This window comes from Ensifer sp. ENS11 (genome assembly GCF_014851895.1).
GTDB lineage: Bacteria > Pseudomonadota > Alphaproteobacteria > Rhizobiales > Rhizobiaceae > Ensifer > Ensifer canadensis.
Genome location: NZ_JACVAN010000020.1, coordinates 1 through 24882 on the forward strand (window position 1 = coordinate 1; position 24882 = coordinate 24882).

Sequence of the window (24882 nt, forward strand, 5' to 3'; positions counted from 1 at the left end):
GGATAAACCGCATAGCGGTTTACCGAGATGGCGCGGGGTGGAGCAGCCCGGTAGCTCGTCAGGCTCATAACCTGAAGGCCGCAGGTTCAAATCCTGCCCCCGCAACCAAATCAAAAAAAAAGCCCGCCAGGTAAATCCGGCGGGCTTTTTGGCGTTCTGGGACCAACTCCAAAGCGATGATCAGGCGGAAGGTATCGCCGGAACGGCAACCGGTTCAGCGTCCATTTTGACAAAACGAGAGCGGTATCTCGCCGAACTCGGTTGCAAAATTGTGACCGCTGCGATGATAGGCTTTCGATCATCGTCGCAACGAACTGGGTGTATTTTACTACTCAAGATATGTTACAGCGCCCAACGCCAGTGAGTGCGCTTAAAAAAACCGTATGTTGTCAACGGTTTGCCGGGACTGGTCCGATCGGATTAATCCCCATTTTCTCATGACATGATGCATGTTCGGGCATAGTATGCTGACCTTAGAGGTTGCAAACATCCTGGGGGTCGGCTCGTGTCCATCAGTTCAGGAACGCTGCGCCGCAAAGGGCGCAATGCACCCACCGGTATCGTCGTCGAACCGCATACTCTCGCCCGCACTGCCATTGTCACGCTGCTGGAGCGCGAACTGGCGGGGTGGACCTTCATCGACATGATCTCGACCGCGAGCCTGGACAGGGCACTCGGTATGGACATCCGTCTGATTACGCTGGATCTGGCGGGGAGGGACGTCGGAAGCAGCAGTCTGCGTTCCGATCTTGCGGCCATCTCCGAGCGTTTCTCCGATGCGCCGATCGCCTTGCTGTCGGACACGGACGATATCTCGATGGCAACGCAGGCGCTGCAGATGGGCATCCGCGGCTTCTTCACAACGTCGCTGCCAATCGAAATCGCTCTTGCGGGCCTCAGGTTGGTGCTGGCGGGCGGTGTGTTCTGTCCGCATCCGCTGGGGACCTTTGGCGATGGGACAGCGCTGCATTTGAGGCCTGAAGAGGCTGACCCCGCCAGGCGGCCGCGCCGCGACGATCTCCTTCATGCCGACTTCACGCCGCGGGAAACCGATGTTCTGGCTGAGTTGCAATGCGGCTCGTCCAACAAGGTTATCGCCGGCAAGCTGAACCTCTCGGGGCATACCGTGAAGATGCACCTCCAGCACATCATGCGGAAGCTGCAGGTTCAGAACCGCACGGAGGTCGTTGCCCGACTGGGCGGCAGGGCATCGCCGCGCAACGGATTGGCGATACCATAGTCGCTATCGTTATTTCGAGGCTTTCGCTAGCATCTCGCTCAGTGTCGCGGCCGTCAACATGGCTTCGGCCAGCAGTTTTTTCAGCTTCTGGTTTTCCAGCTCCAGCGCGCGTATGCGCCCAACGTCGAAGCCGACGGTTCGAAGCTGTGAGGATTGCCAGCGGTAGAAGGTCGGCTCGCTGATGCCATGGCGGTGGCAAACTTCCGCTACCGTCGCGCCGGTCCGATGTTCCCTCAGAATACCCATGATTTCGTCGTCGTCGAATTTTCGTTTGCCCATTATCGTATCCTTCGGCCGGATCAGGGGTGCCCGCGAGCCAAGAGTGGGGTGCGTCGGCAACAACGGAGCCGCACCTTCATTTGCACCGTGCACGGAGCCACCGGCCAAGGCTGTGTCAGTCCTCACGAAATGCTCTGTTGAAACTGTCAAGCAGTGGTCTCAATGCATAGAGCGCCACGCTGTTCGTACCCGTTTCGATCAGCGTTTGGGCCGGCATGCCCGCGACCAACTCGACCTCGCTCATCGTGGCCAATCGTTCATCAACGACATGGATCGTCGCGGCGTAGTAGGATTGGCCGGTCTGCTTGTCGACCAGACGGTCCGCCGAGACATATTCGACCTGACCTTTCAGCAGCGGGACCCGACGCTGGTTGTAGGGGAGCAGATGCACCTGCGCCGTGAGGCCGGGATGCACGAGATTGATGTCCTCTGGCCGGACGCGGGCGGTGACGATCAGGCGGCCTTTGCGTGGAACGAGATCGACAAGCGGTTCACCGGCGCCGATAACGCCGCCGGTTGTATGGACCCGCAAGTCCATGATCACGCCGTCCTCAGGCGCCCTGATCGCAGTTCGCGCAAGCTGGTCGTCGATCGCACGCAGCCTTTCGCTCAGTTGCAGGATCTGCGTTTCCGTTTCGCGCATGGTTTGCGCCACCTCGTTCAGGCGATCGCTTCGAAGCTTGACGAGATAGGCCTGGGCTTCGCTGATCACTTGATAGGCACGGGAGATCTGGGCGGCGCTTTCGCCGACCCGCCCGCTGATATCGGCCTTTTCCCGTTGCAGATTGAGGACACGGCTCTTCTTTTCCAGCCCCTTCTTGGTCAACGTCGTGACGCTCTCCAACTCCTGTCTGGAGATTTCGACACGTTCGCTCAGAGCCGCCTTCTGTGCGGTGAGACCGGCGACCTCCTGCTGCACCTGTTTCATCTTTTCTTCAGTGATCGCAATTTCGGCGCGCATGACCTGGCGGCGGGTTTCGAAAATCCGCTGCTGACCGGTGACGATCGCGTTGATCGCGGGATTGTCGACCATGGCGGCCAGCATTTCGGGCGGGTAGGTTATGCTGTCGGCATCGTCCTGCTCGGCAAGCAAACGCGCATGCCTTGCCTCCGCATCCCAGAGCTGCCCCTTCAGGCTGTCCCGCTCCGAGCGGAATTTGGTGTCGTCCAGGTCGATCAGGATCTGGCCGGAGGTAACGGTATCTCCGTTCTTGATGCGGATCTGCCTGATGATGCCGCCTTCGAGATGTTGGATGGTTTTGCGGCTGGATTCCGGTTCGACGACCCCCGAGGCGACTGCCGCGCTGGTAAGCGGTGCCAATGCCGACCAGGTGCCGAGGCCGACGACGAAAAAGCCGATGAGCAGATTGCCGGTCCTGGCGACGGAGCGAAGCCGCGACATCGGCGAGGCGGCGGCGAGTTCGATCGGCACGAGGCCGTCGGTCGGCGCATAGGTAAGCAATTTGCCGATTTGACCTTGCGCCTTTGCCAGATGATTGGCCGCGCTGCTTGCAACAGCGGATCGTGATGGAGGCCGGTCGATCTGTGCGGGGAGCATTGTGCGATCCCCCTCCTATGTTCCGGTCCGCGCCGGCGGTTGAAGATGAGTCTCAAAAATCTGTTCGCTGTCGCCGAAGGCGTCGACCGTGCCGTTGCGCAGGATGGCGATCTTGTTGGTGACAGGCAGAATTCCCATGCGATGGGTGATGACGACGACGATCATGCCGCGCGACCTCATCCGCGATATGGCGGTGAACAGCTTGCGCTCGCCGTCGTAGTCGAGGCTCGAATTGGGATCATCGAGCACCACCAGCGACGGATTGCCGTAGGCGGCGCGTGCCAAACCAAGCTGCTGGCGCTGCGCCCGCAGGAGCAGGCCGCCGCCTTCGCCGATATCGGTGTCGTAGCCCTTGGGCAGTCGCATGATCGTTTCATGCAAGCCGACGAGCTTGGCCGCCTCGATCGCCTTGCCGGGGTTGGATCCGTCCAGCCGGCCAATGACATCCTTGACGGCGCCGCCGAAGAGCTCGATGTCCTGCGGCAGGTAACCGACATGGCGTGTGCCCGCGCAAAGCCGCAGGGCGGAGATATCGACGCCGCCGAGAAGTGCACATCCGCTCGTGGCCGGCTCGACGCCTGCCATGATCCGGCCGAGCGTCGACTTTCCCGATCCCGATGGTCCGATCAGGGCGACGCAGTCGCCCGGCGCCAGGCGCAGGGTTACGCCCCGCAATATCTGGCGATCGGCATAGGGCAGGGTGTAGCCGACACTGTCGAGGATAAGGCCGCTCGGTTCCGGCACGGGAACCATGCGCGCGTCGCTGTCAGCGGCGACCGCAATCAGCATCTGATTGAGCCGTTCGAAGGCGCTGCGGGCAAAAGCAAAGGAGCGCCAGGCACCGATCGCCCCTTCGACCGGGGCAAGGCCGCGGCCGAGCAGCAGGCTGGCAACGAAGATGATGCCCGGACTGCTGTTTTCCTCGAGCACCAGCCAGGTGGCAGCACCCATCATCAGGATCTGCGTGAGCGTACGCACGGATTTTGACAGGCCAAGAATGATCTCGGTGCGCTGCATCGCGGCATCCTGTGCCTTCCTGGCCGCTTCGGCGTCGCGGTAGACGATCTGCGCGGCGCCGTCCTGCATGCCCATCGCACGGATAACCTGGATGTATTTGAGCGCGGTCGCAAAGCGCACGTAGCTGCGCGCAAGGGCGCGGTTGGCGTGGGTGAGCGGACGTCGGGTCGCCAGTTCGGTGAGGACGGCCAGGAGCAGCAGCGAGACGGCGCTCAGCACGCCGATCACGCCGAGCAGCGGATGGACGAGAAACAGCAGCAGCAGGAACACGGGCGCCCAGGGAACGTCGAAGAGCAGCGAACTTGCCGGCGAATCCAGAAACTGCCTGAGCGTCGACAGGTCCTTGTAGCAATCGGTCGCAACTGCGGTGCTGGTACGGGCGCCATATTCGAAGGAGGCCGTGAGAACCACCGGGCGCAACCGGTGATCAAGCCAACTGCCGATGCGCGACAGGGCGGCGCGGCGAACGATATCCAGGAGCGATCCGACCACCACGGCGACCGCAACGATCAGCGTCAGCATCACCAGCGTATCGGCGCTGCGGCTCGACAGCACGCGATCGTAGATCTGCAGCAGATAGATGGAGGGGGTGAGCAGAAAGAGATTGTAGCCGCAGCTATAGAGGAAGACCAGGCCAAAGGCGCTGGCGCAGGCCCTGAGGGCCATGACCAGATGCGTTGGTTCGCGCGGCGTGGGTGTCGAATTGGCTGTCATTATCAGATCTCGGTGCAATCGATTCTGACAAGGCAAGGGCTTGGCAAGACGCATGCAAGGATGAGGATCGTCGGCCGAAACCGGCGATCCTCATGAAAAATTCACGAACCGATGTCGTTGAGGTCGATCGATCCGAATGCGTTGATGAAATGGTCGAGCGCGTTCGAGACCGATGTGGTTTCGGTCGTGGTGTCTATGTCCGTTGACGTGTTGGTTTCCGTGAACGGATTGGTGTGAACCAAGGCCGAGGAGATATCGCCGCCCTGTGCAAGGTTGCCATTGCCGCCATTGCCGCCGACGCCGGCGAGAATGGTTGCATGCTGGTCGGCCAGGAACTGGGTGTTCTGCGTTGCCGTTGTGTCTGCAGCAACCGCTGCAACATTACCACCGCTGGTGTTGCCTTGATCGCCATTGGAATAGGCGTCGCCGCCGGCGCCGCCCGAGCCGTTGTTGGTCAGCACGGCCAACAGGCCGTCCCGTGCCTGGGCAAGTCCACCGTCGCCGCCGTCACCGGTTCCCCATCCGGCGTCCTGCCATACATGATCGCCGTTGTAGAGCTTGGTGTAGGCACCTTCTACCGTTTGTGAATTGGCGACATAGGCGACCGGATTGTAGTGAATATCACCATAGTTGAAGCCGTCGCCGCCGTTGCCGGCGCTTGCATCGCCAGCATTGGAGTCGGTGAGGTTGATCGTGTCAGATGCTTGCGGAATAGGCATAGCGTTGCTCCTCTAAGTATCGTGACCCCCGTGTTCTCTTAAGCGGTTCGGTGCCAGCGATACCGTTTGGCAGACGGGGTAACCGCGATTGAATGGTGAGCGCTATCGAGCGTGCGAACTAGCTGGATATTCGGTGACGTCCCTTTGGGCGGGGTATGGGGCGCTGGCTTGCCATGCGGGAGTGCGTGGTATCGGCGACAGACAAACGCACCCGACTGCGGGTGCGTTTTGACATTCGTGCCGGGTCAGGTTCGAAACGGACTGTGCGAGCTGTCCGACTTCAGATTCCATCGACAAGGCTGAGGATATCGTCCACGAGCGCCGAATGGGCATCCGACAGATTGCCCTCACCGCCAAGACCACCGACGCCAGCCATCTGTAGCGCGTGCTGGTCGAAGAGCACGTGATCAAGCTGCTGGGCATCGGCCGTGCCACCGGCCGGTACCGCAATGTTGATCGGGTGGAAATAACCAATGCTGACATCGACCATGCTGCCGTTCGAGTAACCGGACCCACCACCGCCAGCCATCTGGTCGCCGGTGAAGATCGTGTCGGACGACAGGTTGAAGCCACCGCCGGCACCGCCGATACCGGCGATCTGCACGCCGCCCTGATCGAAGATGGCGTTGTTGGTCTGGTGAGCCGAGGCGGCTCCGCCGGCCGCACCGATGGCGATGTTGATCGGCGAAAACACCGCCACGTTCACATCGATCATGCTGCCGATGAAGGTGCCGTCACCGCCGTGTCCGGCGAAGTTGTCGCCGGTGAAGGTGATGGATGTCCCATGGTTGGCGGATGTGCCGCCGCCGGCAATGTTGTGGTCGCCGCCCGATCCGCCGATGCCGCCGATCTGGGTGGCGCCTTGCAGCATTGCCGCGTTGTTGGCCTGATTGGCCGTCGCCGTCGATCCCGGCCCTGCCGCAACGGCGGTATTCACCGGGGCAAATACCCCCACATCCGTGCTGACCAGGCTGCCGATGAAGGTGCCGTGGCCACCGCCGCCGGCATTGCCGCCGCCGCTGCCCGCAAGATTGCCGCTGCCGCCGTCGCCTCCCATGCCGGCCATTTCGGTGGCGTGCTGGTTGATCAGGGCGTCATTGCCCTGCTGCGCATCCGCGGCCGAATGCGGGCCGGTGATAGCAGCGTTGGAGGGCATGAAAACGGCGAGCGTATTGCTGTCGAGGGTACCGATGCTGGTTCCATTACCCCCGGCACCGGCCGAATTGTGGTCCGGATCCGGAACGAGATCGAGGGGAAGCCAGGTGGGGACCAACGCGAGATGCCCGCCGGCAGCGGTCGCGACCGTGTTCTGATTGGTGTTCGCATTCGGCGCCGCTTCCGACAAGGGACGATTTTCCGTCATTGCCGTTTCTCCAATCCACGGTTCAGCCCAGGCCCTGCGATATCGCGCAGGACATGGGGCCGCATTAAACCGCTATTCTGAAGCCAGATGCTGGAAAAGAAGAGCCTGCAATTCGTCTACATCCAATTGGGCAGGACCCGGCCGTTTGGGCGTAGGGCGGCAGGCTCGTTGCGCCAACTTGGCACAACCTATGGTGTGTACCGTCGTGTGGTCATCATTTGTGCATTGAAAAAGAGAGAGCGTATGCAATAGTGTCAACCAACACTTGCGGCGGCCGATGCGCTGCCAACATATGAGACCAGCAGACAGGCAGATAGAAACCCACGCACCAGCAGGCAAGACAGGTGACGCAACAGTGCGTCCGAACGGGGAGGGGAAATGGCAGTGAAGAGTGTCATCCGTTTGCATCGATCGATCTGCTTCCTGGCGACTGCGTGTTTGTTGATACCGGAGCCCTACACTTACAACTTTAGCGCCTTTGCGCAGGAGCAGGCGGCCACCGATCCTTCGGCTGCCCAGCAGGCCGACGCGGACACGCCGGAGCCGCTCAGCGAAGAAGAGCTCGAAATCCTTGTCGCCCGCATCGCGCTTTATCCAGACGAACTGGTCGCGCTCATCGCGTCGGCTTCGCTCTTTCCGCTGCAGATCGTCGAAGCTGAGCGTTATCTTGATAACCTCAAGAAGAACAAGGACCTGAAGCCCAAGGACACGTGGGATGGCAGCGTCATTTCACTTCTGAACTATCCCGATATCGTCAAGATGATGAGCGAGGATATCGATTGGACGCAGTCCCTTTCCGATGCAATGGCCTACCAGCAAAAGGATGTGCTGATCGCCATTCAGCAGCTGCGCGACAAGGCGGTCGCTTCAGGCGTGCTCAAGACCGACGACAAGATGAAGGTCGTTCAGGAGAACGACAACGTCATCATTCAGGCGGCCAATCCGGAAAAGATCTATGTGCCGCAATACGAGCCGGAGATGCTCTACGCGCCAAACTATGCGCCCCAACCGTTGTCCTACTATCCCGAGCCCTATCCGAACTACTACTATCCAACGGCGACGTTCTTTGCCGGTGTGGTCACCGGCGCGGTGTTCGGTGCGATGGTCGATTGGGACGACTGGGGTGTTTGGGGTGGGCGCTACAATGGCGACATCGACGTCGACTGCAACAAGTGCTTCAACAACGTCGATATCAACGGCAAGGTCAAGTTCAACGACATCGACTGGAAGAATGTCGACCGCAGCAAGATCAATATCGACAAGGACCAGTTCGCCAAGTTCGACCGTTCGAACATGAAGAACAGCATCGAAGCCAACGGCAATAACAACATCCGCGACAAGGCCAAGATCACCAGAAGCGATGCGAGTGCCAACCTGCGCCAGAAGGTAGACACGGGCTCCTTCAAGGATCTGAAGGATGTTCGCAGCAACAAGATCGATGGTGCGAAGAACCGGCCGGCTAATGCAAGGCCGAACGCTGGATCCGCGGCGGCGCAGCGGCCCGGGAACATCTCGAAACCCGGCGGCGGTTCCGGCGGCAAGGCCAACCGACCGGCGAGCAAGCCGCGTCCGGCAGGAAAAGCCGACAATCGTCCGCGCAAGCCATCAGGTCTGGGCGAAGTGCGGCCGGGCAAGGTGACGCAAGTGCAATCGCGGCGCGGCGGCCAGGCGATGGGTGGCGGCGCCCGCAGTGGGGGCGTGCCGCATCGGTCCGTTGGACACGGCGGCGGCGGTGGGGCTCGCCATGGTGGTGGCGGTGGACGCGGTGGTGGCGGACGTCGTGGTTGAGCGCGAGAAACGGGAGGGTATGGTCATGACCAGGTATCATCGTCAGAGCATGATTTTCCGTTCGGGTGTCGGGCTGCTGCTGCTCGGCCTGTCGGGCTACGCCGGAGCGACGTTGGCGGCAGAGAGCCAGCCGGCCGAACTTGCAGACTATATCTCGCAGACCGATCCTCCCACCTTCGACGATTCGGACAAGGCGGCTTCAGCCTTCAAGGATGCAATGAGTTCGAGCGATTTCGGCAAACTTGCCGCGCTGCTGGGCCTTGATGCCGAAAAGCTGAAAACAGGCGAAGGTGTGATGAACACCTACGAACAGATCAAGGCGGGTGCCGCCAAAAAGGTGATCCTGACCGACGCGGGCGAAAACAAGATTGTCGAGATCGGCGATCAGCTCTGGCCCTTGCCCTTCCCGATCGTCAAGGGGGAAGACGGCAAGTGGGCGTTCGACACCTATGCCGGGATCGAAGAGATCATCAATCGCCGCGTTGGTGAGAATGAGCTTGAGGCGATCAACACGGCGCGAGCCTATGTGGACGCGCAGGAAGAATACACTCAAGAAGATCACGACGGCGATGGCGTGTTCGAATATGCCCAGAAGCTGATTTCGAGCGAAGGCAAGACCGATGGCCTCTACTGGCCGGCAGAGCAGGGGGATGGTGACAGCCCTGCAGGCGATCTTTCGCAGGCTCAATTGGACAAGGCCAAGGCCGACGAAGGCTATTATGGCTACCGCTTCAAGATCCTGACGCGGCAGGGCGGAAACATCGCCGGCGGCTCCTACGATTATGTCATCAACGGCAACATGATCGCAGGGTTTGGGCTGGTGGCCTGGCCGGTGAAATACGGTGAGACCGGCGTTCATACCTTTGTCGTCAACCGGAACGGCATCGTCTATCAGGCGGATCTCGGCGCGGACACCGCTGCGATGGCGCGCGATATCAAGCAGTTCAATCCCAACGACAACTGGACCATCACCGAGGATTGAGCGCCATTGAGTATTGAAGAAAAGGTTCGCAAGAGCGCCGAACAGGGAACGGCAACATCGCCGCGCCGCGATCTTTCGCCGGGCGAGTATCTCGCCGCGCATGGCGGGCCGTTTTTCGAATTGCAACGCCGGCTCGGGTTACTACGCGAACATGCGCTGAAGACCGGAAGGCGCGCGCTGTTGTTCGTAGCGCTTGCCTGGTTGGTGCCGTTGCTGCTTGGGCTGCCGCGCAGCTTTCTTTCCGTCGACGCGCCAGGCTCCTATCTCGGTGATCTGGGCGTCTGGGGCCGGTTTGCCATCGGCGTCGGCGCGTTTGTGCTGGCCGAACAGCAGGTCGAGCGCGGATTGCACATCAAGCTCGGGCAGTTCCTGAAGGCGCCGATCGTCGCGCCGGGCTCGGTGCAGGCATTTGGCGACGCCGTGACGGTTGCGCTTGCCCGCCGCGACTCGCGGCTAGCGGAGGCGGTCTGTCTTGGCTTGGCGCTTCTTGCCGCCATCTTTGCCTACCTCAACATGCGCACGTCGGGTGTCGCATCCTGGGCAGTCGACGTCTCCGCGGAGGGGCGGCGGATCACGGCGGCCGGCTGGTGGACGATCGTCGTCAGCCAGCCGCTGTTCGTGTTCCTGTTGCTGCGCGGGCTGTGGCGACACCTCGTCTGGGCGCAGCTTCTGCGCCGGATCGCTCGACTGGAACTTCGGCTTGTCGCGACGCATCCAGACGGCAATGGCGGGCTCTCTTTTCTTGCGAGCTATCCCAACGCCTATGTTCTCTTCATCTTCGGTATCAGTGCCGCGATAGGTGCTGCGATCGCCAAGCATCTGCTGCAGGAAAGCCTGACAACCACCACCTTCAGCACGATCGCAACCGGCTGGCTGGTGATCGTGCTGGCGCTCTTTGCCTACCCGCTGTCGGCTTTCTCGAAGCCGCTTGGACAGTTGAAGGAGCGCAGCCTGTTGATGCTGGGGACGCAGGCGACCCGCTATCACCGCTCAAACGAGCGGAAGATACTGGGCACCAATGTGGTGGCGGCAAGCACCGACGAGGTTCAGCAGCAGGCCGATGACATCGCCGACCCGACGAAACAGTTTGAAACGACGCGCAAGCTGTCGGCGATGCTGTTGAGCCGCACGGCAGTCGTGCCGGTGGCGGCAGCTGCCCTCCTGCCGATCGCCGCTGCCGGCGTCACCATTCTTCCCTATAAGGAAGTGTTCTCCGTCCTCAAGAAGTTGCTGTTGCTCTGAGCGGTGCAAACTTCCCGGTCATGGCGCGGCACCAAAGAAGGTGAGGCGGCTGAAGAGCACGTAGTGCGATTCCGATACCATCAGCGCGACGAAGACCAGTACCAGAAGCGGCGGCAGCAGGATCGCGTAGATCAACGCCAGACGTTCCCAGGCCATATGCATGAAGACGGCAACGATGAGCCCCGCCTTGAGCATCATGAAGATGAGGATCAGCGACCATCTGAGATAGCCCTGCAGGCCGACGTAATCGACCAGGTAAGAGAAGGTGCTGAGCACGAAAAGTAGGCCCCAGACCAGCAGATAGAGACCGATCGGGTGCTGTTGGTGCTCTTTGACCGCGATATGTGCCGGTGCGTCAGTCATGGCTGTTCCTCACCAGAGATAGAAGAATGCGAAGATGAAGACCCAGACGAGGTCCACGAAGTGCCAGTAAAGGCCGGTGATTTCGACGATCTCGTATTGCCCCTTGCGGCTGGTGAAAAAGCCGCGCTTGCCGGTTTCGAAGTCGCCGCGCCAGACCTTGCGCGCGATGATCAAGAGGAAGATGACGCCGATCGTCACGTGCGTTCCGTGGAAGCCGGTGATCATGAAGAAGGTGGAGCCGAACTGCGGCGCACCCCACGGGTTGCCCCAGGGCCGAACGCCTTCGGAGATCAGCTTGGTCCATTCGAAGGCCTGCATGCCGACGAACGTGGCGCCGAAGAGTGCCGTCAGCATCATCAGGATCGCCGTCTTGCGCCGGTCGTGGCGATAGCCGAAGTTGACCGCCATGGCCATGGTGCCGCTCGATGAAATCAGCACGAAGGTCATGATGGCGATCAGGATCAGGGGGACGTCCGAACCGCCGATATGCAGCGCGAAGACCTCGCTCGGGTTCGGCCAGGGGACCGCGGTCGACATGCGCGCCGACATGTAGGCGACGAGGAAGCAGCCGAAGACGAAGGTATCGCTCAGGAGAAAGATCCACATCATGGCCTTTCCCCAGGAGACATTCTTGAAGGCGCGCTGATCCGATGCCCAATCGGCGGCAAAGCCGGCGAGACCCGAAGGCCGGGGCAAGGGCTCTGTGACAGGTGCATGTGTCGGCGCGGACATGGGCGGCTCCTAGGTCAAGATTTGCCGGCAGAGGTCGATGAAGTCGTTGGCCCAGCCGGAAAACAGCGCAAACAGCACGAGCCAGACAGCGAGCATGAAATGCCAGTAGGTGGCGCAGAGCGTGATTGACAGGGTCGCCCTTTCATCGATCGGCCCCTTGCGCGTGGCGAGAATGGTGCGGGCAAGCGCGATCAGGCCGCCGACGATGTGCAGGCCGTGCATGCCGGTGATCATGTAGAAGAAGCTGTTGGCCGCATTGCCGGTGAGGAGGTATCCGGCATCGGTGAGCTCGCGCCAGGCGAAGACCTGGCCGACGAGGAAGCCGAGGCCCAAGGTAAGGGCGGCGATGAGCGCCGTGCGGCTTGCTTCGTCACGGTGGCGTTCGGCCGATACCTTGGCGGCATGAAGCATCAGGCTTCCGGCAGCGAGCACCGCCGTGTTCAGCCATAGGAGCGTCGGCATCGGCGTCGACCACCAGTCGGTCGATGCCATGCGCATGAAGTAGGCGCTGATGAACAGGGTGAACAGCGCGCCGACGACGGCGAGAAAGACGCCGAGGCCAATTTTGGCCGGTTCGATCGGGTGGCGGCCCTGCGGGCGCGGGTCGTGGTGGTGGCCGACCTCCAGCCAGGGCTTCGACATCATCCGCTGCTGCGACAGCCACCATCCCGCGATCGCCGCGATGACGGCGAGGAAGATCAGTGTCACGCTCATGTCGCGGTCTCCCGCGTCAGGTTGTCGGGGCCGGGCTGGTTCTGTGGGATGAAATCCTCCGGTGCGCCGGGCACGCTATAGTCATAGGCCCAGCGATAGACCACCGGCAGATCCTTGCCCCAGTTGCCATGGCGTGGCGGCGTTTCCGGCGTCTGCCATTCGAGCGTCGTTGCCCGCCATGGATTGCCGCCGGCCTCGCGGCCGTGGCGAATGCTCCAGACGAGATTGAAGAGGAAGACGATCTGCGCCGCGCCGACGATGAGCGCAACGATGGTGATGAACTCGTTGAGCGTGTGGGCCGAGGCCGGGACAAAGGCGGTTTCGCCCATCTCGTAGTAGCGCCGGGGCACGCCGATCAGGCCGAGATAGTGCATCGGGAAGAAGATGAGGTATGCGCCGACGAAGGTGACCCAGAAATGAAGCTGGCCCATCGCCTCGTTGAGCATGCGGCCGGTGACCTTCGGATACCAGTGATAGATGGCGCCGAAGATGACGAGGATCGGCGCGACACCCATGACCATGTGGAAATGGGCAACGACGAACATCGTATCGGAAAGCGGCACGTCGACGACGACGTTGCCGAGGAAGAGGCCGGTCAGCCCGCCATTGACGAAGGTAACGATGAAACCGAGCGCAAACAGCATCGGCAGGTTGAGATGGATATCGCCGCGCCACAGCGTCAGCACCCAGTTGTAGACCTTGAGCGCGGTCGGCACGGCAATGATCAGCGTGGTTGTGGCGAAGAAGAAACCGAAATAGGGGTTCATGCCGCTGACATACATGTGGTGCGCCCAGACGACGAAGGAAAGCGCGCCGATGATGACGATCGCCCAGACCATCATGCGGTAGCCGAAGATGTTCTTTCGGGCATGGGTACTGATGAGATCGGAGACGATGCCGAACGCGGGAAGGGCGACGATGTAGACTTCGGGGTGGCCGAAGAACCAGAAGAGATGCTGGAACAGGATCGGGCTGCCACCGCCATGCTGCAGCTGTTCGCCCATTTCGACGATCGCCGGCATGAAGAAGCTGGTGCCGAGCACCCGGTCGAACATCATCATGACGCAGGCGACGAAGAGGGCGGGGAAGGCGAGCAGCGCCATCACCGTCGCGGTGAAGATGCCCCAGATCGTCAGCGGCATACGCATCAGCGTCATGCCGCGTGCGCGGCCCTGGAGCACCGTCACCACATAGTTGAGCCCGCCCATGGTGAAACCGATGATGAAAAGGATGAGCGAGGAGAGCATCAGCACGATGCCCCAGTCCTTGCCTCCGGGTGTGCCTGAAAGCACGGCTTGCGGCGGATACAGCGTCCAGCCGGCGCCGGTCGGTCCGCCGGGGGCAAAGAAGCTGGCGACCAGCACGAGCACGGCGAGAAGGTAGAGCCAGTAGCTCAGCATGTTGGCGTAGGGAAACACCATGTCGCGTGCGCCGAGCATCAGCGGGATCAGGTAGTTGCCGAAGCCGCCGAGAAACAGCGCGGTCAGCAGGTAGATCACCATGATCATGCCGTGCATGGTGATGAACTGGTAGTAACGCTCCGCATCGATGAAGGCGAAGGCGCCGGGAAAGCCAAGCTGCAGGCGCATCAGCCAGGAGAGAACCAACGCAACCATGCCGATGGCGATGGCGGTCGAGGCATATTGCACGGCGATGATCTTGGCGTCCTGGCTGAAGACATAGCGCGTCCACCAACTGTGGGGATGGTAGAGTTCAACATCCTCCACCTCGGCGTGTCCGAGCGCGCCATCTGTGCCTGACCGGATGTCGACCATCTATACTCTCCCAATTGCCGTCGGGGCGCCTCCTACCGCGCCGGGGCGGCATTTTCTGCCTGTGCCGTTTCCTTCGTCTGCGCTGCTGCCATCAACTGCGAAAAGGTCTGCTGGCTCGCGAGCCAGGTCTGATAGTCCTCCGCGCTGTCGACGACGACGGTACCGCGCATCTGCGGGTGGCCGACGCCGCAGAGCTCCGCGCAGAGCACTTCGAAGGTGCCGGTGCGCGTGGGGGTCAGCCAGAAATAGGTCACCATGCCGGGCACCATGTCCATCTTGGCGCGGAACTCCGGCACGTAGAAATCATGCAGCACATCGACGGAGCGCAGCAGCACCTTGACCGGCTTGCCGATCTCGAGGTGCAACTCGCCGCCTTCTATGACGACGTCATCCAGGGCGGCCGTGTCGTTGCGGTTGAGGCCAAGCGAATTTTCCGGCGAGACGTCGCGTGTCTCGGAGGTGCCGAGCTTGCCGTCGACGCCGGGCAGGCGGTAGCTCCACAACCATTGTTGGCCGACGATTTCGACCTCGCTAGCACCGTCGGGAACGGTGACGAACTGATGCCAGACGAACAGGCCAGGCGTCAGCATGGCGGCGACGCCGAGCGTCGTGCCGGCGGCAAGCCAGCTTTCGAGCTTCTTGTTCTCAGGTTCATAGGCCGCCTTGTTTCCCGGGCGGTGCCGAAAACGCAGGACGCAGTAGGCCATGAACAGGACGACGGCGACGAAGACGACGCCGGTGATCCAGAAGGTGATGATGAGTGTATTGTCTATGTAGTTCCAGTTGGACGCGATCGGCGTCCACCACCATGGGCTCAACAAATGGAACAACACCGATCCGGCGGCCAGCAAAACCAGAATAACCACCACGGCCATTTCTTGTCCCTCCTCGCCGCTCGCGGCTGTGGGCATGAATACGCAATCCGTAGAGTTCTAAATGCAATTATTGCACGAACGGAAAATACTCGCAATTGACCGTTCGGTTGAGCGCCTGCCGGCAACTCAACCCATTTCGTCTACTGCGAATATTGCTTGAGATAGGCGAGCAGGTTGGAGATATCGCCTTCGTCCTTCAGGCCGGGAAAGACCATCTTTGTGCCCTTCACTTTCGCCTTCGGATTGTGGAGATAATCGCGCAGCGTCGCCTCGTCCCAGACAAGCCCACCCTTGCCGGCATCGATCATCGCCGGCGAATACTTGAAGTCCGGATGCGTGCCGGCTGTTCTGCCCAGCACATGATTGAGCGAAGGACCGACCTTGTTGGTGTCGCTGTCGGCGACATGACAGATGGCGCATTTCTTGAAGACGGTCGCGCCGGCCCCCGCATCGCCCTCTTGCGCGAGGGCGGCGACGGGACAGAGCAGCGTTGTCGAAAAGGCAAGGGCAACAACAAAATTTCGCATGACACTTCCTCAATATCGCCGGGCGCGGGGCAAGGAAGGCTATCGTCAATTCATCGTATTGGCGGTACTTGCTTCTCTCAATTGGGCGCCACGGGCGGTTGATACTTGCGACGGCATGACGGTACGCCTCGTCCGGAAGATGTCAATCTCCGGTCTTGGGCGATATCGCTCGCGCCGCGTCACTTTCCGCCAGCCGCTACGGCCGGCGCGGCAATCAGACCCGATTGCCGGCGGCGTCGAAGAAATGCAGTCGCTCGGGCGGCAGTCGTACCGGGATTTCGCCGGCTGCATTGAGGAAAGTGCGGTCGTTGGTAAAGGCCTTGAAGCTGGCCTTGCCGAAGGACAAATGCAGGATGATGCCGAAGCCGGTTGGTTCGACCAGGTCGACCGTTGCCTTCAGCGCATCCGGCGCCGTGGTGCCGAGCTCGACATGTTCCGGCCGAATGCCGAGCGTCGTGCTGGCCCCGTCAATCAGTTCCGCATGCACTTGCGCCGGAATGGTTACGCCGCCCGCAGTCTCGAAACGTGGCGCTTCGCCGTTTCGGTAGGTGCCTTCGAAGAAGTTCATGCCGGGCGAGCCGATGAAGCCGGCAACGAAGAGGTTTGCCGGACGGTCGTAGAGATCGAGCGGGCTGCCGACCTGCTGCACGAAACCGCCGTTCATGGCGACGATCCGGTCGGCAAGTGTCATCGCCTCGATCTGGTCGTGGGTGACGTAGATCGAGGTGGCGCCCAGATCCTTGTGCAGCTTCTTGATCTCGGCGCGCATCTGTTCGCGCAGGCGCGCGTCGAGGTTTGACAGCGGCTCGTCGAAGAGAAAGGCCTTGGGTTCGCGCACGATGGCGCGGCCCATGGCGACGCGCTGGCGCTGGCCGCCGGAAAGGGCGCGCGGGCGACGCTCGAGCAGCGGGTCGAGACCGAGCTTCGACGCAGCACCGGAGACGACGCTGGCGATCTTTTCCTTGGCCGTCTTCCGGAGCCTTAGGCTGTAGCTCATGTTGTTGGCGACCGACATATGCGGATAGAGCGCATAGGACTGGAACACCATGGCGATGTCGCGGTCCTTCGGGGCCAGTTCGTTGACGCGTTTTCCGGCGATGCGGATTTCGCCTGACGTCACGCTTTCAAGGCCGGCGATCATGCGCAGCAGGGTGGACTTGCCGCAGCCGGACGGGCCGACCAGCACGACGAATTCGCCGTCGCCGATCTTCAGGTCCACATCGTGCAGGACCGGGTGGATGCCGTAGGATTTACGGATGTTGGCGATATCGATGGAAGCCATGGTGGTATCCTCAGCCTTTGACCGCGCCGGCCGTCAGGCCCTGGACGAGATAGCGTTGAATGAGCAGGAAGAAGAGGCAGGCCGGGATCAGCGCCAGCACGCCGGCGGCCATCATCTGGCCGAAGTCGACCGAGAATTTCGACACGAAGGACAGCAGCCCGACCGGAAAAGTCGCCTGGTCGTTGCCCGAGATCAGCATCAGCGAAAACAGAAGCTCGCTCCAGGCAGCGGTGAAGACGAAGCCGAGGGTTGCGGCAATGCCCGGAAGCGTCAGCGGCAGGATGATCTGGCGGAAGGCCACGAACTGGGTTGCGCCGTCGATCATCGCCGCCTCTTCGAGATCCTTCGGAATACCGTCGAAGAAGGACTGCATCAGGAAGGTGGCAAACGGCACGTTGAAAGCGGTGTAGACGATGACGAGGCCGGTCAGGCTGTTGGTGAGGCCGAGCGGCGACAGGATCTTGAAGATCGGTGCGACGAGCATGACGAGCGGGAACATCTGCGTCAGCAGCATCAGCGCCACCAGCCAGTACTTTCCGCGGAAGTTGAAGCGCGACAGCGCGTATCCCGAGAGCGAGGCAAGGATGGTGACGATGATCGCCGTCGAGCCCGAAACGATCAGGCTGTTTTTGAAGAACACCGGGAAGGCGCTGTGGCGCAGCACGAAATCGAAATGCTCGAGGCTGGCGCGCGAAGGCCACATCCGAATGCCTTCGGAGTAGAGCAGGTCGTTGGGCGTGACTGCGACCTTCAGCAGCCAGTAGAGCGGGAAGAGCGCGAAGGCGATATAGGCGAGGATCGCCAGTCGATGTGCGGCTACGAGAAGGATGGGTTTGGCGCGCATGGTCTCAATCCTTGCTCAGCAGCCATTGGCGCAGGATGACAATCAGCATGGAGTAGGCGAGCAGCAGTGCCAGAAGCACCAGCGCGATCGCCGAAGCGTAGCCGAAGTCGAGCCGCTTGAAGGCCTGGGTGAAGATGTAGCTGGCGACGATCTGGGTGCGATCGGCCGGACCGCCATTGGTCATGACGATGATCAGGTCGGCGAAATTCGAGATCCAAACGGTGCGCAGGAGAATGGTGATGGCGATCGTCGGCGCCAGGAAGGGCAGGGTGATCGACAGGAACCGCTGCACCGGGCCGGCGCCGTCGATGCTGGCGGCTTCATAGAGATCACGCGGGATCGCCTGGAGGGCGGCAAGCAGGGTGATGGCGAAGAACGGGATGCCCCACCAGACATTGGCGATGATCGGCCCCCACATCGCCAGATGCGGATCGGAAAGGATGTTGGACGGCTCGCTCATGATGCCGAGCGCGTAGAACCAGTGTGGCAACGGTCCGACGACCGGATTGAACAGCCAGGACCAGTTGAGACCGGCCAGGAAGCTCGGCACCGCCCAGGGCAGGAAGACGAGCGCCTGCGCCAGGCCTCGGCCGTAAAACGGCTTGTCGAGCAGCAAAGCGAGGATCAGCCCGAGGAAAAACTGCAGGAAGACCGAGGCGCCCGTCCACCACAGCGTGTTGCGCAGCGCCCGGTAGAAAGCCTGGTCCTGCGACAGCGCCCGGAAGTGGTCGAGGCCGATGAAGGCGCCGGAGAATGGATTGAGCAGCTGAATATCGCGGAAGGCGTAGGAGACGCCGAGCGCCAACGGCACCAGCATGACGGTGACGATCAGGATCAGCGCCGGCGCGCTATAGAGATAGGGCGCAGCACCATCGGTGATACGCTTCATCAGCGGCCGGCGTGCGGGCAGGCCGTCATGGCGGGCGGCATAGGCCATCGGTCGAAATTTCCCCTGTGCGGCCGCCGGTTTTTTGGCGTGCCCTGTTCTCAACATATCGAGTGACCGGCGGCGGTGAGGTCCGCCGCCGGTCGAAGGCTCACTTCTTGGCGAGGTGCTTCTGCTGCGCCTTGGTGAGGTACTCGGCCCACTGGTTGGCGAGATCCGTCGGCGTGATGTCGCCGAGTAGGGCTTCCTGCGTCGTCTTGATCGCCAGCGAATCCTTGAAGAAGGCGAATTCTTCGAGGTAGGTCGGCATGACCGTCAAAACGACGTCCTTGTCGGCAAGCTCGTCGAACCAGCCCTTGAACTGCGGGCTCGCATAGAACGGATCCTTTTCCGCCGCCTTGTGGACGGGCAAGGCACCGGTGCGCTTGTTCCACTCGATGTTGCCTTCGGGCCCTTCGAGCGTTTCGATCAGCTTCCAGGAGAGGTCCTTGTTCTGGCTCGCCGCAAGCATCGACCAGCCGGCAAAGCCGATGGTGGTGAAGGCCTTGCCGCTCGGTCCCTTCGGCATGGTGGTGACGCCGAAATCTTCCGACTTCATCCGCTCGGCAATGGCGATCAGCGCGTCCGGGTCCTGGTCGAGGAAGGCGCAGGTGCCGCTATAGAAGCCGGCGACGATTTCGTTGAAGCCCCAGTTGACGCTGTCCTTCGGCGCCAGCCCCTTCTTGTAGAGGTCGATCACCCAGGTGAGACCGTTGACCCAGCCTTCGCTGTTCATGGTCGACGTGCCGTCCTCATTGAAGAATTTGTTGCTGCCGGCCATGGTCGCGCCGAACATCACCCAGCCGTTGAGGCCACCAGGACCGCCGCGCAGGCAGTAGCCGGATTTGCCCGGCAGCTTGGAGACGGCTTCCGATGCCTTGACGAAATCGTCCATGGTCTTCGGCGGTTCGCTGACGCCGGCCTCCGACAAGAGCTTCTTGTTGTAGAACATGGCGCGCAGATAGAAGCCGTAGGGCAGCATGTAGGCGGTGTTCTTGATGTCGCGGCCGAGCTCGAGCGTACGCTCGGTCAGGCCCGGCGTGTGCTCCCACTTTTCGAGATAGGGCTCGAGGCTTTCAAGCATGCCGTTGTTGGCATAGAGCGAAAGCCAGGTGTCGGGCATTTCCATCACGTCGGGCAGCTCGCCGGCCGAAACCATGGTCGCGAACTTCTGGAAGGCTTCGCCCCAGGGCAGTGAGATGATCTCGACCGTGGTGCCCGGATTTGCGGCTTCAAACTTGGCGACGATCGATTTCAGCGTTTCGGTGCGCTCGGGGCTGGTGATGACCTCGACCAGCTTCAGCTTGGTATCGGCCAGTGCACTTCCTGCCATCAGGGTGGCAAGCAGAGTGGCGGTAATCAGTTTCCTCATTTTTGTTCCCTTTGTTTTTTGATGGTTGATCCACATGCAATGAGCGGGATGCGGCATCCCGCTCCTGTCAGCCTGACGAAGCGGCAGACATCGCCGCTTCAAGATCGCTCCAGAGGGCCTCCGTTCCCTCCAGGCCGACATGGAGCCGTACGGACCGCGGTGAGATGCCGAAGGCGGCCGCGGAATTGGGCTGGGCTTTCTGTGACAGCACGACTTCGCCCGGCACGATCAGGCTTTCGTGTCCGCCCCAGGAAACGCCGAGCTTGAACAGGTCGAGGTGGTCGGCGAAGCGTCTGACATCGACGCCGTCGCGGAAGATGAAAGAGAAGAGACCCGATGTGCCGGACAGGCCCGGCGGCAAGGTGTTGCCAAGGCCGGGATGGCAGACGGTCTCGACCAGCGGATGGGCCTGCAGGCGCTGCGCTACCGTCAGCGCCGAACGCTCGTGCGCCTTCATGCGGATCGGCAGGGTGCGAAGACCGCGGATCAGGAGCCAGGCATCGAAGGGCGAGAGCTTGCCGCCGAGATAGGGGTAGGCTTCCGAACGGATGCGGCCAATCAGGTCCTTCGAGCCGGCGACGACGCCTGCGACCACGTCGCTGTGCCCGCCGAGATATTTCGAGGCCGAATGGATGACCAGATCGACGCCGAGCGAAATCGGCTGCTGGAAGATCGGGCTCGCCCAGCTGTTGTCGATGGCGGTGAGGATGCCCTGCTGTTTTGCGAGTTTTGCCAGTGCTGCCACGTCATGGGTGTCCATGACCCAGCTTGTCGGGCTTTCCATGTAGAAGAGCTTGGCGCCGGGCAGAGCCCTGGCGACGGCCTCCTCATCGCGGCCGTCGACATAGGTCACCTCGACCTTCATGCGCTTCAGATGGGTGCCGAAGAGCCGGAAAGCGTCGGGATAGACATGGTTGACGGCGACGATGCGGTCGCCGGGCTCGACGAAGGACATCACGGTGGAGGAGATTGCCGCCATGCCGCTGGCAAAGCCGATCGCGTCCTCTGCCCCTTCCAGTTTCGCCAGCATCTCCTCGAACATGCGCACCGTCGGGTTGAGGCCGCGGGTGTAGATCGGCCGCACGCGTTCGCCCTTGTAGGTCGCGACCATGTCGTCATAGTCCTTGAAGGTGAACAGCGAGGTCTGGACGATCGGCGGCACGACGGCGTCAAAGGCATTGCCCTCGTCGTGCGCGACGATCAAAGAGGCGTGGTCGAACGGATCGAAGCCGTTGTTCATTTGGACATTTCCTTGATGTCTTCCTCGACGATTGCGAGGATTTTCAGCGTTTCTTCGCGCGCGGTATCGGGATCCTTTGCCGCGATCGCGTTGAAGAGGGTGCGGTGGAATGGGAAGGAACGGCGGGCGAAATCCGAACGGTCGAAGGGCTCTTCCCAGAAGCGTTCGAAGGCTTCCCGCATCTGTTCGAGCAACTGCCGGAACAAGGGATTGTGGGTGGCGTCGTATATCGCCAGGTGGAAGGCGAGGTCTTCCGGGCCTGAGGTGCCCTTGGCGATGTGCACCCGCTCCATCTCATTGAGCTTCACTTCGATGATCTCAAGGTCTGCGTCGGTGCGTCGGCGCGCTGCGACCATATTGGCTTCGACTTCAATGCCGCGGCGGACCTCGAGCGTCATCAAAAGCACGTCGCGAAGATGCCCGGCGTCGAGCGTCAGCGGCATATGCACGGTGCCGGCCGAGATGGCGCGCAGCAGATAGGTGCCGCTGCCCTTGCGCGCTTCGACGACGCCGAGCGCCTGGAAATGGCGGATGACTTCGCGCACGGTCGAGCGCCCGACGGCAAGCGCCATCATCAGTTCGCGCTCCGCCGGTAGGCGATCGCCGGCTTTCAGGCCAGATTGTTGGATGTAATCGGCGAGCGCGGCAATGACCTGTTGCGCCCGGTCGGCGGGCGGCAGTGGCAGAAGCGCTGCTCTTGCTTGTTCAGTCATTCAGCCTCCCCCTCGGCGCCAAATTGGTCTGACATCTGATCAATATGACCAAGGCACGGGAAGTCGTCAAGCAGGAACTTATAAACACGCGTCGGTTGACCCGGCACTCCGCACGGAGTGATATGGCGAAGCAAGGAGTTCGAAGATGAAGAAAACAGGACGTCTGCTCGTGGCCCTGGCGGCGATCGCAATCGCTGCCGGCACTGCTACGAGCGGTGCCGAGGCGCAGATGCGCACGGGCAAGGGCGAGTATTACCAGGGCATCAAGCGCGCGCCCTATGGCAGCTATCTCTGGATCTGGCCGCCAGAGTGGAGGCGGGAACCGGTCTATCAGCAACGGCCGCAGAACCAGCCTGCCAGCGGCAAATCCGACGGCCGCAAGAAGACTTACGCGCAATAGCCTACTGCATGTTTCCTTAAACCGTATTCGATTTAAGGATAAAAACATGCAGTAATTCAAAGTGCTACAGCGACCTTTGCGCGTCTAATAAGACGCGCGGCGCTGTAGCGGCCAGTGTGTGGCAGGGACAAAGAAAAGTGGCGCCCGAGGGCGCCCCAAAATTCCGTATCAGATTTGCGCGATATGGGCGTCGCGCGGCAGCGACGACAGCACTTCCGGCCCGTCCGCGCGCAGGATGACGATATCCTCGAGCCGGATGCCGAAGCGACCGGGCAGGTAGATGCCGGGTTCGATCGAGAAGACCATGCCTTCCTCCAGAACCGTTTCCGACGTTGCCGTGATGTAGGGTGGCTCGTGGCCGTCGATGCCCATGCCGTGACCTGTGCGGTGGACGAAATATTCGCCGTAGCCGGCGTCCGCGATCACCTTGCGTGCTGCATCGTCCACGGTCTTGGCGAGAACGCCTGGACGAGCCGCCTTGAGCGCTGCCTGAACGGCCCGCTCGACGATCGTGTGGATCTGGCCGTAACCTTCCGGTGCGCGGCCGACGATCGCCATGCGGGTGATGTCGCTCGGGAAGCCCTGCTTGCGGCCGCCGATGTCGATAACGACGGCGTCGCCTTCGGCAATGACCCGTTCGCTGGCGGAATGATGTGGGAAAGCGCCGTTGCCGCCGGCGCCGACAATCCAGAAGGCCGGTGCCGCACCTTCGGATAAGAAGTGCGAGCGGATTTCTGCGGCCAGTTCCTTCTCGGTCATGCCGGGGCGGATCTTGGCGAAGGCCGCCTGCATGGCGCGATCGGCGATGCCGGCATTCATCTTCAGCAGCTCGTATTCGCTCCTGTCCTTGCGCATGCGCAGGGCACCGAGCGTCTCAGGTGTAAAGTCGCGGGCAGTGTCCTCGGGCAGATTGTCGATGAGCAGCAGCGCGAAATCGGCGCGCATGGTCTCGTCGATCACCACGCGGCCGGGCTTTTCCGCGCCGATCCCGGCAAGCGCCAAAGTCAGAGCCTCAACTGGTCCTTCGGCATCGGACCAGTTGTAGAAATCGATATCCGTATGTTCGCGGGTGCCCTCGGCATTGAGCGCCGGCATCAGGAAGGCTTCCTTCTGCGGGCCGATCAGCAGCAGGCAGGGGCGTTCGTCGGGATGCGGATGATAGCCGATCAACCAATCCATGTGCGATCCGGGGGCGAGTGCCACCAGCCCGCTGCCGGTTTCGTTCATCTTGGTCCGCAGGGCGGCAAGGCGTGCTTTCGTCTGTTCTTTCATGGCGTTTCCAGTTCTGGTTCCGGCAGGGTTGTGGGTGAGGTGAGGGGCCGCGCGTCGCTCTCGTGTTCGGGCGTCGATCGACGCGCGGCGGTCGCTAGACGCAGGCGTCCAGACGAAAGGCTGGTGATCTGATGGGCGCAATTGCTGACGCGTTTGCGCATGCAGCAATTCAAAGCGCTACAGCGACCTTTACGCGTCTAATTAGACGCGCGGCGCTGTAGGGCGATCCTATCCGGCGCCCTTGCCGGGGCTTGCCGAGGCACTGCGACGGTCCTCGGCGCGTGTTACCGCGAATGCGCCTTCCGGCGTCTCCATTGCCTGCGCGTCGCCGAAGACATCCATCGTGCAGGTGTGCAGGATCACCGTCGGTTCGCTGGTGTGGTTCCAGGTGAGGTGGGTCAGACCCGACAGGAAATGTGCGGAATCGCCCGTTTCCAGCACCGTCTCTTCGCCATCAATCTCGATCGTCAGTGCGCCCTGGAGAACGAAGAACATCTCTTCGCCCTCGTGGGTCATGGCTTCGCTGCGGTGGCCGGGCGGTGTGTGCACCACGGTGCTGCGCAGAACGCTGCCGGGAAAGGAAGCCGACAGGCGTTCATAGGATATGTTGTTGTCGGGCGACCCAGCGAGCGCATAGGCGCGGCGCTGATCGTGGCGGGTAAATGGCGTTGCCACCCTCGGCGAATTGAGGAATGTCCCGACCTCGACCTTCAGCACCCGACAGACCGCGACCAGCGACGTCAGCGACGGCACGGTGATGCCGCGCTCGATCTGGGAGATGAAGCCCACAGAGAAATCGGCCCGATCGGCAACTTCCTTGAGCGTCAGCTTCAGGGCCTTGCGCCGCTCGCGCAGCCGATCGCCGAGCGAAGGAAGCTCCGATGCCGGATCACCCGGCCGAGACTGCGAATCCACTGTGAAATCCCCCTCATCCCACATCCTCCCC

The 24882-nt window shown here is 61.6% G+C and carries 24 protein-coding genes and 1 tRNA gene; 6 read left to right on the forward strand and 19 right to left on the reverse strand.

Going from position 1 to position 24882, the window contains the following annotated elements; translation table 11 throughout:
* Positions 1 to 31: 31 nt before the first annotated feature.
* A tRNA-Met gene (locus IB264_RS27030) sits at positions 32 to 108 on the forward strand.
* A 397-nt stretch (positions 109 to 505) separates the two neighbouring features.
* Entirely contained in the window at positions 506 to 1240 is a 735-nt protein-coding gene (locus IB264_RS27035; RefSeq protein WP_025428209.1) for a response regulator transcription factor, read from the forward strand.
* Positions 1241 to 1249: 9 nt separating this feature from the next.
* On the opposite strand, the gene IB264_RS27040 is transcribed toward IB264_RS27035, so the two are convergent.
* The 5 genes from IB264_RS27040 to IB264_RS27060 form a co-directional block, all read right to left on the reverse strand.
* Complete coding sequence (locus tag IB264_RS27040) at positions 1250 to 1627, reverse strand: transposase (RefSeq protein WP_128090485.1); 378 nt, start codon at positions 1625 to 1627, stop codon at positions 1250 to 1252.
* A gap of 7 nt (positions 1628 to 1634) precedes the next feature.
* Positions 1635 to 3077, reverse strand: coding sequence for an HlyD family type I secretion periplasmic adaptor subunit (locus IB264_RS27045; protein ID WP_025428207.1), 1443 nt, complete (start codon positions 3075 to 3077; stop codon positions 1635 to 1637).
* A gap of 15 nt (positions 3078 to 3092) precedes the next feature.
* Positions 3093 to 4808, reverse strand: a complete 1716-nt coding sequence (locus IB264_RS27050; RefSeq protein WP_025428206.1) for a type I secretion system permease/ATPase — start codon at positions 4806 to 4808, stop codon at positions 3093 to 3095.
* 101 nt (positions 4809 to 4909) lie between these two features.
* Positions 4910 to 5527, reverse strand: coding sequence for a hypothetical protein (locus IB264_RS27055; RefSeq protein WP_025428205.1), 618 nt, complete (start codon positions 5525 to 5527; stop codon positions 4910 to 4912).
* Positions 5528 to 5807: 280 nt separating this feature from the next.
* The gene (locus IB264_RS27060) at positions 5808 to 6890 is read right to left on the reverse strand and encodes a hypothetical protein (protein WP_025428204.1); all 1083 of its coding nucleotides are present in this window, start codon (positions 6888 to 6890) and stop codon (positions 5808 to 5810) included.
* A 378-nt stretch (positions 6891 to 7268) separates the two neighbouring features.
* Between IB264_RS27060 and IB264_RS27065 the strand changes: the two genes are divergently transcribed.
* The 3 genes from IB264_RS27065 to IB264_RS27075 are packed head-to-tail and all read left to right on the forward strand — an operon-like array spanning position 7269 to position 10902.
* Positions 7269 to 8678 carry a DUF3300 domain-containing protein gene (locus IB264_RS27065; protein WP_025428203.1) on the forward strand — a complete coding sequence of 470 codons (1410 nt, stop codon included), beginning with the start codon at positions 7269 to 7271 and terminating at the stop codon, positions 8676 to 8678.
* Between the two features lie 25 nt (positions 8679 to 8703).
* Complete coding sequence (locus tag IB264_RS27070; RefSeq protein ID WP_025428202.1) at positions 8704 to 9660, forward strand: DUF2950 domain-containing protein; 957 nt, start codon at positions 8704 to 8706, stop codon at positions 9658 to 9660.
* A gap of 6 nt (positions 9661 to 9666) precedes the next feature.
* On the forward strand, positions 9667 to 10902 hold the full coding sequence (locus IB264_RS27075; RefSeq protein ID WP_025428201.1) for a hypothetical protein: 1236 nt from the start codon (positions 9667 to 9669) through the stop codon (positions 10900 to 10902).
* Between the two features lie 18 nt (positions 10903 to 10920).
* Here IB264_RS27075 and IB264_RS27080 read toward each other — a convergent pair whose 3' ends face one another.
* The 12 genes from IB264_RS27080 to IB264_RS27135 form a co-directional block, all read right to left on the reverse strand.
* A complete protein-coding gene (locus IB264_RS27080) occupies positions 10921 to 11265 on the reverse strand; it encodes a cytochrome C oxidase subunit IV family protein (protein ID WP_025428200.1) in 345 nt (114 codons plus the stop codon).
* 9 nt (positions 11266 to 11274) lie between these two features.
* Positions 11275 to 11997, reverse strand: a complete 723-nt coding sequence (locus IB264_RS27085) for a heme-copper oxidase subunit III family protein (RefSeq protein WP_025428199.1) — start codon at positions 11995 to 11997, stop codon at positions 11275 to 11277.
* A 9-nt stretch (positions 11998 to 12006) separates the two neighbouring features.
* Entirely contained in the window at positions 12007 to 12711 is a 705-nt protein-coding gene (locus IB264_RS27090) for a cytochrome c oxidase subunit 3 (RefSeq protein WP_025428198.1), read from the reverse strand.
* On the reverse strand, positions 12708 to 14486 hold the full coding sequence (ctaD, locus tag IB264_RS27095; protein ID WP_025428197.1) for a cytochrome c oxidase subunit I: 1779 nt from the start codon (positions 14484 to 14486) through the stop codon (positions 12708 to 12710). Before ctaD ends, IB264_RS27090 begins: the two co-directional genes overlap by 4 nt.
* A gap of 32 nt (positions 14487 to 14518) precedes the next feature.
* Complete coding sequence (locus tag IB264_RS27100; RefSeq protein WP_025428196.1) at positions 14519 to 15361, reverse strand: cytochrome c oxidase subunit II; 843 nt, start codon at positions 15359 to 15361, stop codon at positions 14519 to 14521.
* 140 nt (positions 15362 to 15501) lie between these two features.
* Positions 15502 to 15888, reverse strand: coding sequence for a cytochrome c family protein (locus IB264_RS27105; RefSeq protein ID WP_025428195.1), 387 nt, complete (start codon positions 15886 to 15888; stop codon positions 15502 to 15504).
* A gap of 214 nt (positions 15889 to 16102) precedes the next feature.
* Complete coding sequence (locus IB264_RS27110; protein WP_025428194.1) at positions 16103 to 17170, reverse strand: ABC transporter ATP-binding protein; 1068 nt, start codon at positions 17168 to 17170, stop codon at positions 16103 to 16105.
* Between the two features lie 10 nt (positions 17171 to 17180).
* Positions 17181 to 18014, reverse strand: coding sequence for a carbohydrate ABC transporter permease (locus tag IB264_RS27115; protein WP_025428193.1), 834 nt, complete (start codon positions 18012 to 18014; stop codon positions 17181 to 17183).
* Between the two features lie 4 nt (positions 18015 to 18018).
* Positions 18019 to 18951 (reverse strand): carbohydrate ABC transporter permease, encoded by a 933-nt coding sequence (locus IB264_RS27120; protein WP_025428192.1) that lies wholly within the window; start codon positions 18949 to 18951, stop codon positions 18019 to 18021.
* A 100-nt stretch (positions 18952 to 19051) separates the two neighbouring features.
* A complete protein-coding gene (locus IB264_RS27125; protein ID WP_025428191.1) occupies positions 19052 to 20311 on the reverse strand; it encodes a sugar ABC transporter substrate-binding protein in 1260 nt (419 codons plus the stop codon).
* A 67-nt stretch (positions 20312 to 20378) separates the two neighbouring features.
* Complete coding sequence (locus tag IB264_RS27130) at positions 20379 to 21551, reverse strand: PLP-dependent transferase (RefSeq protein WP_025428190.1); 1173 nt, start codon at positions 21549 to 21551, stop codon at positions 20379 to 20381.
* Positions 21548 to 22264 (reverse strand): FadR/GntR family transcriptional regulator, encoded by a 717-nt coding sequence (locus IB264_RS27135; protein WP_025428189.1) that lies wholly within the window; start codon positions 22262 to 22264, stop codon positions 21548 to 21550. The genes IB264_RS27130 and IB264_RS27135 overlap by 4 nt, the downstream gene beginning before the upstream one ends.
* 145 nt (positions 22265 to 22409) lie before the next feature.
* On the opposite strand from IB264_RS27135, the gene IB264_RS27140 reads away from it, so the two are divergent.
* Positions 22410 to 22664 carry a hypothetical protein gene (locus IB264_RS27140; protein ID WP_025428188.1) on the forward strand — a complete coding sequence of 85 codons (255 nt, stop codon included), beginning with the start codon at positions 22410 to 22412 and terminating at the stop codon, positions 22662 to 22664.
* A gap of 168 nt (positions 22665 to 22832) precedes the next feature.
* Here the strand turns inward: IB264_RS27140 and IB264_RS27145 are convergent, their stop codons facing one another.
* Together IB264_RS27145 and IB264_RS27150 are read right to left on the reverse strand one after the other, a co-directional pair.
* On the reverse strand, positions 22833 to 23936 hold the full coding sequence (locus tag IB264_RS27145; protein ID WP_038576383.1) for a Xaa-Pro peptidase family protein: 1104 nt from the start codon (positions 23934 to 23936) through the stop codon (positions 22833 to 22835).
* Positions 23937 to 24164: 228 nt separating this feature from the next.
* Positions 24165 to 24851 (reverse strand): helix-turn-helix domain-containing protein, encoded by a 687-nt coding sequence (locus IB264_RS27150; protein WP_198956869.1) that lies wholly within the window; start codon positions 24849 to 24851, stop codon positions 24165 to 24167.
* Positions 24852 to 24882 lie beyond the last annotated feature (31 nt).